Origin of the sequence: Polyangium sorediatum, from assembly GCF_029946465.1 — a bacterium.
GTDB classification, from domain to species: Bacteria; Myxococcota_A; Polyangia; order Polyangiales; family Polyangiaceae; genus Polyangium; species Polyangium fumosum.
The window spans coordinates 67,008-78,560 of record NZ_JARZHI010000049.1 but is presented as its reverse complement, the minus strand read 5'-3'; the positions used below and the strand labels follow the sequence as shown (position 1 = coordinate 78,560).

The 11,553-nt window shown below is 65.9% G+C and carries 10 protein-coding genes; all 10 read left to right on the top strand.

All coding sequences use genetic code 11. The features are described 5' to 3' along the window. The first annotated feature begins 306 nt into the window (after positions 1–306). Entirely contained in the window at positions 307–546 is a 240-nt protein-coding gene (locus tag QHF89_RS35925) for a hypothetical protein (protein ID WP_136971463.1), read from the top strand. A gap of 784 nt (positions 547–1,330) precedes the next feature. Beyond that, a complete protein-coding gene (locus tag QHF89_RS35920; RefSeq protein WP_284721359.1) occupies positions 1,331–3,148 on the top strand; it encodes a hypothetical protein in 1,818 nt (605 codons plus the stop codon). After that, positions 3,145–3,603 carry a transglutaminase-like domain-containing protein gene (locus QHF89_RS35915; protein WP_136971460.1) on the top strand — a complete coding sequence of 153 codons (459 nt, stop codon included), beginning with the start codon at positions 3,145–3,147 and terminating at the stop codon, positions 3,601–3,603. The genes QHF89_RS35920 and QHF89_RS35915 overlap by 4 nt, the downstream gene beginning before the upstream one ends. 4 nt (positions 3,604–3,607) lie before the next feature. Further along, complete coding sequence (locus QHF89_RS35910) at positions 3,608–4,399, top strand: P-loop NTPase family protein (protein WP_136971459.1); 792 nt, start codon at positions 3,608–3,610, stop codon at positions 4,397–4,399. Between the two features lie 92 nt (positions 4,400–4,491). Next, complete coding sequence (locus tag QHF89_RS35905; protein WP_136971458.1) at positions 4,492–7,413, top strand: hypothetical protein; 2,922 nt, start codon at positions 4,492–4,494, stop codon at positions 7,411–7,413. A 218-nt stretch (positions 7,414–7,631) separates the two neighbouring features. Beyond that, complete coding sequence (locus QHF89_RS35900; protein WP_136971457.1) at positions 7,632–8,288, top strand: hypothetical protein; 657 nt, start codon at positions 7,632–7,634, stop codon at positions 8,286–8,288. Then, positions 8,285–8,884, top strand: coding sequence for a hypothetical protein (locus QHF89_RS35895; protein WP_284721358.1), 600 nt, complete (start codon positions 8,285–8,287; stop codon positions 8,882–8,884). The genes QHF89_RS35900 and QHF89_RS35895 overlap by 4 nt, the downstream gene beginning before the upstream one ends. Positions 8,885–8,904: 20 nt before the next feature. Further along, entirely contained in the window at positions 8,905–10,122 is a 1,218-nt protein-coding gene (locus QHF89_RS35890; RefSeq protein WP_136971455.1) for a hypothetical protein, read from the top strand. A 35-nt stretch (positions 10,123–10,157) separates the two neighbouring features. Beyond that, entirely contained in the window at positions 10,158–10,544 is a 387-nt protein-coding gene (locus QHF89_RS35885; protein ID WP_136971454.1) for a hypothetical protein, read from the top strand. 18 nt (positions 10,545–10,562) lie between these two features. Beyond that, on the top strand, positions 10,563–11,543 hold the full coding sequence (locus tag QHF89_RS35880; RefSeq protein WP_136971453.1) for a hypothetical protein: 981 nt from the start codon (positions 10,563–10,565) through the stop codon (positions 11,541–11,543). Positions 11,544–11,553 lie beyond the last annotated feature (10 nt).

The following is an 11,553-nucleotide window of genomic DNA, read 5'->3' as shown; positions in this document are numbered from 1 at the left end:
GGCCCCTAAGCCCTTCGTGTGGACGAAGACTGCCGACGAGATCATCGAAAACATCAGGCGCTTCGCGCAGACGACGCTCGACATCCACGCCCCTGAGCGTTCTTGAATGAACTTCGGTCCCAGGACAGTAGCGGCTTTTCGAAAATCGGGGCTTCGAACCGACAATTCCAGCGGCAGCGGAGCGGCGGCTACTTTGCGGAGCGTCCCGACCGCGGGGGCGTCGATGCGCGGGAAGGCGAACCCGACAACGAGGGCCCCGCTATCCGTTTCGTGGACGGAGACGGGGGCACCGAGGGTGACGCCGGGGTGGCCAGGAGCTCGGCCGGCTTTTTCGAAGTCGGGACTCGCGAGCGGGGCGCGACGCTCGGCGGGGGCTCGGGGCGCTTCTTCGAGGTCGGAGCCGACGGGGTCCGCGAACGAGGAGCGATGCTCGGCGGGGGCTCGGGGCGCTTCTTCGAGGTCGGAGCCGACGGGGTCCGCGATCGGGGCGCGATGCTCGGCGGGGGCTGCTTCTTCGCCTTCCTCGCGGCCTTCGACGCTTTCTGAGCTCGCCAGAACTCCTCCAGGGCCTTTCGCACCACGTCGTTCACGAATCGGCCGAGAGGCGTTTTCTTCTTCTCGGAGACCGTCAAGGCATCGTCGTACACGTCGACATCGAACCAGATTGTCGCCCGCACGGTCTGCCGTCCGCCCTTCCGCTTCTCGGCGCGCTTCTGCACATCACGACGCATAACCACCGCTCCCCTGCAACCGTACATACACGCTAGGCTAACAGCAGAAGGCCAGTCAAGAGGCTGACGGAGCCGCGGAGTTCCGTCTGCAATAGACAGAATCTTCAGCGGGTTCGTCCTGCCCGACTACAAAACACGGTGTTCACTGCGCTCTCCTGCACGAGCGCCGGGCCGTGGCGTCCCGAAGTGCCGCAGATCACGCTAGCGCAAGATTCCGCCGGTTTGACCACGCACAAAACATCGAGGACTGCCTTGGTGCCAGGATAAACCCAGAAGCAGCACTGAAGCGGCCTCGAGCTGCCAGCGGACGGGAGGCGAGGGGGACCCAAATCTCATGATTTCGAAAGGGGGGTCAATTTTTTCGACAAACCCAACATGAACATTTCCCAGGTAAAGTAGCGATGTGGGCCGTGATAGGCGGGCTAGAGAGCCCCTCGAGTGAGCGCCCGGAGAGGCCGCGAATTTGCAACAGGCCGTACCAAAAAAAATCGAACAATTTCGACAATTTATATGCGAGCGCCGGAATTTCTGACGTCACGACGTCAGGTACTTTCTTCTTTGGTGCCATTGCGCGATTCGCGATTCCGATACACACATTCATGAACGCCATGAAGAAGAAAGAGCCGGACGACGAGCTCGACGGGACCCCTCCGTCCGCCGAGCAGGAAGCCGAAGACTATGGAGGGCATCCTCTGTTTCCTCGACCGGAAACCGAAAGCGGCCCGGATCGTCGCCGCTTCGACATCATCCAGTTGCACCGCTGGTACGGCCCCAAGAACGAATACTACGAGCGCTGTCCGCGCGACTTCCTGGGCTCCGAGCTGCGGAATTTGGAGCAGATCGTCGAGATGTTCGGCGGCCAGTGTACCTATCAGGCCATCGCGAAGTGCAGCAGTACGCATCGCTACCAGGCGCACTCCGAGAAGTGGTACGTCGACGGTCCGGCACGAAAGCCCTTTTACGAGGAAGCTCGGCGTACTCCGCCTTCCCAACCGGATCCCAATGCTCCTCATGGGCAGGGGCCCTGGGGGCAACCGCCCGGCGCGCCGCCGTGGGGGCCGCACGCGGGCCCGTATCCCGGGTATCCGCCGCATTACTACCCGCCTCAGCCTCAGCCCCAGCCCCAGCCCCAGCCCCAGCCCCAGCCCCAGCCCCAGACCATGGACATCCTCGGCTTGATGCAGCTCTTGCTCGATCGGGACGCAAAGGCTCGAGCGGCTGAAGTTCAGGCCCGAGCGCAAGTCGAGGTTGCTCAGCTCCACTATCAGCAGTCGCTTCTGAAGCTCGCGACGGAACGGCCCAATGGATTGGAGCAGGCGCGCGAGATCTTCGAGTTCACGAAGAGCGTGCAGCCCCCCACGCCCCGCGAAGACTCGGGCCCGTGGAAGGAGGCATTCGAGGCGATGAAGGACGCGAAGGTGCAGGGGGGCGAGGAGAAGAGCGACGAATTGTCGTTGGCGACTCTGGCCCCGCTCTTCACCAGTTTCATGAACTTCATGAACTCGAAGCGTGCGGAGCCACAGGCCCCACAACCACAGGCTCCGCAACCGCCCCCGCCGCAGCCTGCGCCAGCTCCTGAGCCGGCTCCGCCACCGCCGGTATTCGATCCGGCGACGGGCGCGGTCTACGTGTTCGTGCCCGGGATCGGCCACTGCAGAGTGGTCGATCCGGCCGCCGTGCAAGCCGCCCAGCAGCAGCCCGTCGCGCCGCCCGCGCCGCCCGCGCAGCCTTTCGCGCAGCCTTTCACGCAGCCTTTCGCGCAGCCCCCGCAGCCGTTCGCGCAGCCCGCGCCCCAGCATCCGTTCGCGCAGCCCGCGCCGCCCCGGCAGCCGTTCACGCCGTCCCCGCATCCGTTCGCGCAGGCCACGCCCCAGCAGCCGTTCGCGCCGCCCGCGCCTCGGCAGGCCGTCGCGCAGCAGGCGCCGGCGGTGGCTTATCCCCAGCCGCAACCCGTCGCGCAGCCGCAGCCCGCCGCGCCGCCCGCGCCGCCTGCGTACCCCCAGGCGCCGCCCGTCGTGCAGTTGGCCCCGCCGCTGGCGTATTCGCCGCCGCAGCCGGCCGCGCACCCGGTGAACGACACGTATCCGCCGCCCCCGGTCACCACCCAGGCGCCCTCGCCGCAGTTCGTGCCGCGTGGCCTGCAGCCGTGGGGTCGGGTTGGCGAAACCCCCGGGGGTGCTTCGGACGACCCGTCACAGCTCCTCTCGACCGCATTGGCGTCGATCCCGAACGGCCTGCCGTCCGACTTCGAGCAAACCGTCAGGGAGGCAATGAACTCGCCCATCGCACAATCGATCACGAGCCATCCGAAGTTCAAGTCGATTCACGACGCTGCCAGCAAGGGCGAGCTGAGCGCGGAAGAGGCGCAGGAGCAGGCGCTGACCTTCCTCAAGCGTGCCGTGGGAGGTGACTCGTGATTCGCGTAGGCGTGGTCCACTTTCCGTCGAACCTGGAGAAAGCCAGGTTCATGGCCGCGGGCAGCGTGGCGGACCTCCACCTGCCCGAAGTGCAACGCTGGGCGGCGGTATTCCGCAAACTGCCTCTCGTCGAGCGCCCCGCTGCGATCCTCAAGTTCTGCCAGTATGCAATCGACTACGTGCGCGATCCGCGCCGTGAAGTGCTGGAAGATTCGGCCGTCACACTGCTGCGGGGTTACGGCGACTGTGACGCTAAGGCGCGTGTCTTCGTCGCGCTCTGCCGCGCGAGCGGTGTGCCCGCGCGCGAGCATTGCGTGCGGCCCGCTCAGGACTTCCCGCACATCCTCGCCGAGGTGTGGGTAAACGGGCGGTGGCGTCGTGTCGATCCGACGATCCTCAATTCGTCAATCGACCGTATCCCGCCGTCGTCGACGGCCATCACGAATTACTGGTGACGCCATGAAGAAGTACCTACCGCCGCTTCGATGTGTCATCTGCCATCGCCGCAGGCCGCAAATTTGCGGTGGGTTCTGCTCGTGCGGCGCTTCCAGCTGGGAGCTCGAGCCCCACGAGCCCCCTGCCGGCATCGTGATCGACTCCCTCGACGCGTCGTTCGAGCGGTTGCGTCCCGTGAAGTTCCCTTCCGTGCTTTCCGAGGCCCTCGGCGGCGTGGTCCTCGGCTTGAAGATCCTCGTGGGCGGCGCACCCGGCGCGGGGAAATCAACCCTCTGCGCGGAGCTCGCGTCGCAGATTGCCGAGAAGCTCGACGGGGACGGCTACTGGCTCGACGGGGAGCAAAACAAGGCGCTCGTCCAGGAGCTCTTCCAGCGGACCGGCTCCTCCTCGAGGCGGGTCAACCTCGTGGGCCGCCGTCAGAAAGCCGGTGCAAAGATCGGCTGGCGTGAAGCCATGCAGGCCGTTCCGTCCTATGCCGCGGTGGTGGTCATCGATTCGCTCCAGCGCTGGGCTACGAGCGTCGCGGAGCAATCTCTGCTGCTCGAGCAGATCTCTGCCATGCCGCACACGGTGCTCGTTGTTTCACACTTCAACAAGGCAGGGCAGTTCGCAGGCCGCATCGGAAACGAATACGACGTCGATGCCACGGCGATCGTAAAACCGAGGACCATCGAGGTGACGAAATGCCGATGGACGCTCTGTCCCCGCGTCGTGCCTCGCCCTGCAATGACTACCGAGGAGGTCGCATCTCGCGACGAACACAACCCGCAACAACACAAAGGAGGCACGGGATGAAAGCCATCACGTTGTCATACGATTCCGGGGGCTGGGAAACCGGCAACCCGGAAGGTGAAGGAGAGGCGCCAGCCGAAGACACTGGCGACTTCATGGATACGCTCGCATCGCTCTTCGGCGGTGGGGGCAGTAACAACGGTTCGCCCGGAGGCGGCAGCCTCGGGGAGAGCCTGGGATCGCTCGCAGGCGCGGGGCTTGGAAGCCTCGTCGGGCCCGCGGGCACGGCGATCGGCGCGGGGCTCGGAAAGGCGGTCGGCGGCGGCGTCGAGCGCCTCGTCAAGGTTCAGACCACGCGGGCCGGTCCGGCATCGCAAGGCGCGAAACGGCGACCTTCGCAGAACGAGCGTCGGATCCTCGCGAATGGCCAGGAGATGACGAAGCGCACGGGAAACCCGGCTTATGCCGAGGAGGCTTCGCTGCGCGTGTATCGGCCTGCCGAGTACCGACGTCGGCGCGCTGCGGGCACTCTGCCGACGCAGGGGCTCCCGCCGCCTTCGTCGCGAACGCCCGCGCAGCTTCCGCCGCCCTCACGACCGCGGATCGCATTTCCTATGATGGCCCCGCAGCTCGAGGAGCAGCGCAGGGTCGAGTTGCCCGTCTTCGACGCATTCGAGGAGGAATACAACGAGACCGCGGCTCCGGATCCGAGGCCGCGCCCCGTTCGGCACACCTCGGTCACGCCGCTACCGCGCGAGTACATGGAGACGCTCGTTCGCGACGTCCCGGCCGTCAAGAGCCTGGATCCGAGGCTTTTGCGTCTTGCATCCGGTACGGTGAGCGTCGCACGTGACGTCTCCGGCGTCGAACCCTCGACGGGCACGTATCACGCGTTGCCCGGAGAAACGCCGCACGGGATCACGAAGAAGCTCACCGGGCAGGTCGAGCGCGTCGCCGAGTTACTCGCGGCGAACCCGGGCAAACAGGAGTCGTCGCCGGTGTGGAACATCCCGCCGGGGTGGCTCGTGTACGACCGCGAGACGGGCGCGCTGGCGACGGCGCGCAAGTACGTCGTCCAGCAGGGCGATTCGCCGTTCTCGATCGCAAAGAAGCTCGGCGCGAGTGCGAGGCCGAAGTGGTTCTCCGAGCTCCGCACGGCGAACCCCCAGAAGCCCATCAAGAACGGCAACTTCGCGTCGCTGCACGCGGGCGAGGAGCTCGGCGTCCCCGACGATTGGCCCGAGAATCCGCTGGCGGTTCCGGTCAGCGGCGCGGCGCCTCCTCCGTCGCAGAGCGCGCCGGCCTCGCAATCGCCCTCCTCGTCGTCCACGCCGCAGCTCCCGGCTCCGGCGCCGAGCCCGGGCCTCCCCGGCCCGGGGCAGAATTCGACGATGGATCCGGGCGCGATCCTCCAGGTGCAGCTCATGCTGTCACACTGGGGGCGCCGGAACCCGGCGGCGATCAATCCGAGCGACTTCGGCAACACCTACGATTTCACCTCGACGATGACGCCGCGCACCGTGCAGGCGGTTCAATCGTTCCAGCTTTGGTGGAATCGCGAACGGCCGCTTCGACCGCTCCGCATGGATGGCGTGCTCGACAACGACACGATGGCTGCAATCAAGGAAGCCGAGCAGGTCGCGAGCAATTATCCGCAGATCCCGGGAATGCAGGTGCCCTCGCCGCCTCAGCCAGGCCAAACCACGCAGCAGTACCCGTTCCCGCAGTCCCCCCCGCCGGGATGGCCGCCCAATCTCCCGTGGCCTCCCTTCCCGGTTCCGGGCCAAACGGCGCCGCAGCAGCAGCCGGCTCCCCAGCAACAGCCCGTTCCGCAGCAGCAACATCCGGCTCCCCAGCAGCAACAGCCGGCTCCCCAACAGCAGCCGAGCCAGACGGCGCCGCAGTATCCGTTCCCGCAGTCGCCGCCGCCGGGATGGCCGTCCAATGTCCCGTGGCCGCCGTTTCCGATTCCTGGGCAAACGGCTCCGCAGCAACAGCCGGTGCCCCAACAGCAACAGCCGGTCCCCCAGCAGCAACAGCCGGCTCCCCAACAGCAGCCGAGCCAGACGGCGCCGCAGTATCCGTTCCCGCAGTCGCCGCCGCCAGGATGGCCGTCCAATGTCCCGTGGCCGCCGTTTCCGATTCCTGGGCAAACGGCTCCGCAGCAACAGCCGGTCCCCCAGCAGCAACAACAGCCGGCACCTCAGCAGCAGCAACCGGCGCCGCAACAGGCCTCGCAGCAGCCGCAGTGGCCCTACGGCTGGCCGTGGGGATGGCCGTGGGGCTATCAGCCGCAGCAGCCGGCCCCGCAGCAGCAGCAACAGCAACCGGCTCCGCAGCAGCAGCAACAGCAACCGGCTCCGCAGCAGGCTCCGGCTCCGCTGCCGTTCCCGTTTCCGTTGCCCAATCTGTCGTGGTCGGCAATGCCCAACATTCCGAACATCTCGAAGACCTCAGCCCCGGCGCCCGCACCTGCGCCGACGGGACAGACGGCGCCGAGCTCGGCGTTCCCGCCATTCGACGCGCACATGCCCGAGGATCAGCGGCAGATCCTCCGCCATATCCTGCAAAACGAGACGCGCGTCGATGCCCTCATCATGGGCGCGAACATGTACGACGCCATGGGTTATCCCTTGGCCGGACAAGCATGTCGCGCCAGGGCCGTCGCACTCGCGGCGATTCTCGATTCGCACATGCCGGAGGATCTGAGGCAGATCGTTCGGAGCATCCTTCAGAACGAGACGCGCGCGGAGTCGCTCGATTGGGCCGCGAACGTATACGAGGCCATGGGTTATCCCATGGCTGCGCAGGCGCTTCGCAGCCGATCGCAGTACCTCAAGGCGGCCCAGCAGCAGCAGGTGCCCGGGCCTTATCCGATGCCGGCCCCCGTGCCGTACCCGGCGCCCGTGCCGGTTCCGGTGCCGTGGTTTCCGCCGTCTCCGGAGGACACTGAGGAGCAACCGCCGGTCTGGACGTACCCCGACAATCCGGCGGATGGTGATGCGCAAACTGCGGGGCACGATTCGTCCTTGATGCCGATGCTCGCCCTCGTGGGAGCCGGCCTGGCGTTCACGTGATCGAATAGGGGACCGGTGTCGTCATGCTCTTGTTTTTTCCTCCTTCGTGGTGGTGGAGATGGTGGCAAAAGGCGCAGGAGTCCAAGCCTGCCCCTGCGCCCGCGCCGCAACCTGGCATGCCGGCGCCGGTCCCCGCTCTCTTCCGATGGTTTCACCGGGATCAGAGTCTGCCGAATGTGACGCTGGCAGCGCTCGAGACAGCGAAGGCTGGAACGTGGATGGAGCTCGATGCGGCGACGCGAAAGCGCCAGTTCCGGGCGTTTGTCCTGCTCTCCCTTCGCGTCGCTCCGCTCACGTCACGCGACGTTCCGCTTGGTGAGCTCGGCGCGCACCTTTTCAGCTCCCAGGAGCGCAATGCAGCGGGATCCACGATTGCACGCACGCTCGTCATGCTCGCGCCGGGCAACCTCCGCGTGCAATCCGATGTCGTGACCGAGGCGGCGCTGCCTGCAGTTGGCGTCGTGGAAACCGGCTTGGCGCCAGCCCTCATCGTCGTGCTCGTGACCGCGTGCGCCGTGGCGGCAGCGTACCTCGGCAGCATGGGTGTCGAGGCCATCCACGCGGTGAACTTCAACGACGAGGTCACGAAACGAATGCTCGCGACGCAGGCCCGAGCGCTCGAGGTGCTATCGCTCCACGTCGAGCGAGAGCGGATTGCTGGCCACGAGCTGCCCTTCGATGAGACCGAGCGAGCACTGCTGCACTCCCTCGAAGATACGCAGCGAAGCCTGGCAACACTGCAACGAAAGCCCCTGCCGAAGCCGTTCGACGGGGCCACCGAATTCATACGGTCAGCCGCGGCGTCTATCGTGCCGCTGGCCGGCATCATTCTCCTCGCGATGTACTTCCTGAACCAACAACAACGGAGGTCATGACGACCATGGCAAAACGAAGACAAAACATTATCCGTGTCGACCGCAACCTGGTCGCGGTGCCCCGCGAGCGGCTCGGGCGTCGCAAGTTCCGGCGCCGAGGGATGGCGCGTGAGGTCGGCAAGGGCGTGCTGTACCTGGCCGGCGCGGGCGCGGTCGTGGCATTGCTCGCGAACCTCGACGACCTGAAGAACAGCAAAGAGGCCAGGAACCATTGGTGGCTCGTGCCCATGGCGGTCCTGGTCATCGGGTACATGCTGCGCAGGCGCGGCAATCCGTACGCGACGGCGGTGCTCGCCGTGGGTGGCGCGCTGTTCGCGCTCGGGTATGCGGCGCAGTCGAAGGCGGCTCAGGCCCAGCCCGCGCAGCAGCAGGTTCCGCCACTGCCGCCCTTGCCGAAGCAGCAGTTTGCGCCGAAGAAGGAGACCGGCGCACCGTTCGCAATGGGCAACCCGCCCCCCATGGGCCAGCTCCCCGACGGGGGCCTCTGGGTCCAGGCTCCCGATGGGCAGTACGTGCGCCTTTCGCGCTCGCAGGCCGGCGCCGTTGCCGACCTCGTGAACCGAGTCACTCAATCGCCCGCACGGCGGGCCGCGTGATCGGAAAGGAGAGAGAAACCATGACGAACCAGATCGATCCCAGCAAAGTGCAGAGCGTTCTCGACATCTTCGACCGCATGGACGCGGATAGCGAAACGGCGGCTCCGGATGACGATACGGACTTCGACGACACCGCGGGGCCAGACGAAGGCGACGACGAGGTCGCCGGCGCCGAGCTCGACGCGGAGGAAGGCGACACCGGCGATATTCGCGCCCTCCAGCGGCGAGGCCGTCACCAAATCACGCTCGAGGAGGCGCGCGCTCTCCAGATGCGCGCGCGCCAGCGCGGGCAGCGTGTCGGAGCGAAGAAGGTGCAGGCCAAGGTGAAGAAGCGCGCGCCGAATGCGCCGAGGCTGCAATTCCCGCCGAACATGGTCCCGCCCCAGGCCGGGACGAAGCAGCTCTTCGACAAGTGGAAGAACAAGAAAGAGCCCTTCATCGTGCGCCAAGATGGCCACTACTACGCCGTGAGCGAGATCCGTTGCATCTGCGAGGGCACGGCCAAGAACGCGTGGTGCCGGATCCCGGCTGGCCAGTACCGGTTTTTCGAGCGCGCGGTCGGCGACGACATCACCTTCCTCGGCACCGTGGCCGGGCAGGTGACGACGAACCTGACCAACCTGCAGCGTCCGTCGAAGACCACGTACAACGAGCAGGACTTCCTCATTCGTTCGATCACGATGCAGGAGGCGGGCCTGCGCGTCCGGTACGATGCCGCCGACATCGCGCAGATCCCGAACGTCGGCGCTGCCGAGTCCGTTCTCGCCGGCCGGGCCTGGTTGTGGGATGACGCGGGCGCGTTCCTGCCGAAGGAGATCTTCCACGACTTCTCCGGCGAGAACCTCCTGTACCGCGCGCTCCGACGCTCGGGCGTCTTGTTCTTCAATTGGGACAAGCGTCGCACCGGCGGCAATGGCACGACGCGGCAGGTGCTCATCGACCACCTCCGCAACGTGCCCGATACGAAGGTGAAGAGCCTCTCGCGCACGTCCGGCGGCGCGCCCGTGTTGCCCGTGCCCGATGGGTACATCTTCACGGACAACCCGGAGCGGAGCGAGGAGGGCGCGTTCTCCGCAGTGATCATGGTGCACGAGGATATTGCATTCCCGATCAAGCCCATCGAACTCGGCGGCATGGGATCGCCGATGAAGCCGGTGGAGATCGGTCTCTACGTCCAGCTCTCGCTCAATGGCGTGAGCTTCGAGCATGCGAAGCGGGCCCAGGCCATTTCGGGCTGATGTCCCTCTAGCGAAGAAGCGGTGATGATATGAGCGTGGCAGAGATCGACAGCGAGAAGGCGATGAACGTGGTCGAAGTGAGCCCGAATGGGCGGTCGAATCATTGTGTCATCATCATGGAGCAGCCTCCTCTCGATGGGGAAGACCCGGCTCCGCGCTGGCGCGTCTCTGCCACGCTTACGTTGCGGGACGATATGTTGGGGCCCGACCCGATCCAGGCGGATCTTCCCGTGGTCGTCGTCGGGCCCCTCGTTCACAAGCGGCAGATCATGGCGGTCGCGAGGTACCCGGGCCTCGTGGCGCAGTGGTCGTTTCGCTTCGAGAGTGACGACGGTAGGGCGAAGGCGCGCGTGTGGTTGCACCCCGGCAACTCTCTGACGGGGGAGTGCGGCATCTTCGTGGTAGCGCACGCTCCGGTTTGACCGAATCGGGAGGTACGCATGGATAAGTGGCTGCCCAACGAGCGGTGGTACGACAATCTCGACGTGCTTGGTAGCGAATATTATCAAAGCACGCCCGGGCTCCACATTGACCCCGGCATGGATCCAGGCTGGCATATCGCGTTCCAGATCTTCGCCGAGCAACTGGCGGACCTCCCTTCCATCCTCGTTTGGATAAACAACTTCGAGGGAGCGGGGCATGTGTTTTTGGCACAGGCGCTGCGCGACCGCGCGCACGCAATCACAGTGTGGCTCGACGTGCCGGATGACCAGCAGGCGATGGTCCGAGGGCTCCTGATGTACGAGACGCGCCCGGCATTTCTCATCGAGGCGGCTCGGCGATACGAGGCCAAAGGGTATGGAGTCGCTGGAAACGCCCTCCGGGACCGAGCTGCGCTTCTCCGGATTGCGCGTCGGCGAGTGGTACCGGCACCCGAAATCGTGTCGCCCTGGTCGCCGAGCTCTTCGGGCAGCACATCGATGTCTATTGCATTATGGTATGACGATCTCGATGTGCTCGGTAGTGCCGAGTACCAGAAAAGACCGGGACTTCACTACGATAGTACCATCCAAGGCACGCAGATGCTCAGCCTCATGGTCAAGGCGGCTAGCTATGATCTCGGACAGGTCCTGCGCTGGGCCAAAGAGTACGAAACAGCGAAACAGCCTGTCGCTGCGCAAGCGATGCGGGATCGTGCTGCAACCCTTCTTCTACCTTTCGACTTCGGGATGTCGCAAGCGGAGCAAAACTACGCGCAGGTTCACTTTCAGTACGAGACGCGCCCCTCGATGCTGCTGGACGCGGCTCGAAACCTCGAGGCGCACGGCCGTGTACTTGCTGGGAATGCGCTGCGTGAGCGGGCTGCCCTGCTGCGCGTGGCCAGTCGTCGGCGCGAGCCGTCTCCCGAGATCGTGTGGCCGTGGCCTGGGCTCCCCGAGGGGCAAACGCCCAAGCCGCAGCCGACGCAGCCGCGGCCTTGAACGGAGGGAC